Origin of the sequence: Nioella ostreopsis (genome assembly GCF_004000255.1) — a bacterium.
GTDB lineage: Bacteria > Pseudomonadota > Alphaproteobacteria > Rhodobacterales > Rhodobacteraceae > Nioella > Nioella ostreopsis.
Map to the genome: position 1 here is coordinate 1 of NZ_RCIQ01000077.1, position 996 is coordinate 996.

At 52.6% G+C, this 996-nt stretch carries 1 protein-coding gene; it reads right to left on the minus strand.

All coding sequences use genetic code 11. The features are described 5' to 3' along the window. Positions 1-263 precede the first annotated feature (263 nt). On the minus strand, positions 264-728 hold the full coding sequence (locus EP237_RS22870) for a hypothetical protein (protein ID WP_127563110.1): 465 nt from the start codon (positions 726-728) through the stop codon (positions 264-266). Between the last annotated feature and the right edge of the window lie 268 nt (positions 729-996).

A 996-nucleotide genomic window follows, 5' to 3' on the forward strand; every position in this document is an offset into this window, starting at 1 on the left:
AAGCGCCCGAAGCCGAGTAAGCTTTGCGCCACTTGAGAATTGGAAAAGGCCCTGCGATTTCGCGGGGCCTTTTCTCGGCTACATATGGCAAGTGTGATCCTAGGCCTAAATGTCCGGTTGGTGCTTTAGGCGATTGTCGTGAGGATACTCGCCCTGAGAAACGAACTTGCTAGTTTGACCGTGTCGCCCTTGCCAAGAGTGACCACCTCTCTGAAGTATTGTTCCGTTTAATCTCGACATTCGCTCACCCGACTGACCGAGGCCTAGTTAGTGGGGCCAATGATCAACACGTTTTCACCGCGGTTTTGGTCGGCCGAACGTATCTGGAAATTTGGATAAGCTTCGCGTCCGTAGTTGAAATACTCCCATCTTTGCATGTGGCCGATATTTCCGATGGGGTACCCTCCGTAAATATTAAAACAGATGTCGTCCTGATAAAATTGATTTGCCGGAGCGATCTCTACACAGACCTGACCGGTGCAGCCGCTGACCGCGGAATTCCGGCCCAATTGCCAGACGGTCGAGGAATTCGCACCTATCTGAAGAGCAGCAGTTTCATGTGTTCCTTGAGTACAACTATGCGTCCATAAAACAGTGAGCGTGATATCCTGTCCGGTTTCGTTTCGGACAGTCAGTGGCGCGGGTTCGGCGCTGGCTGCGCTGACGCTGAGAATCAAGATGGAGAATGACGCGAACAAGAATTTCTGGAGCTTTGAGAAAACGTGCATTGATTGTCCCTTTTTGGGGTAGGAGCACACGCTTTTTGCGAGGCAGGTTTCATGGGGATCTCCGGATTAGGTCTCGGTGGTGCGGTTGGGCGAGAGTACAGGGTTTCGTCCGTCACGCAAGCATTGGCCCCCTCTTGCTAGTTTTTTACGGTGGTCAGTTGGCAGAGCTATCTAACCCGTTGTCCCAACGCCCACCCCCCCGACGTTCTGAATGAAGGTCAGGAAGTTTGGGTCAAACTGCTCGGCTTCGATGATCGCGGCAAGGTCC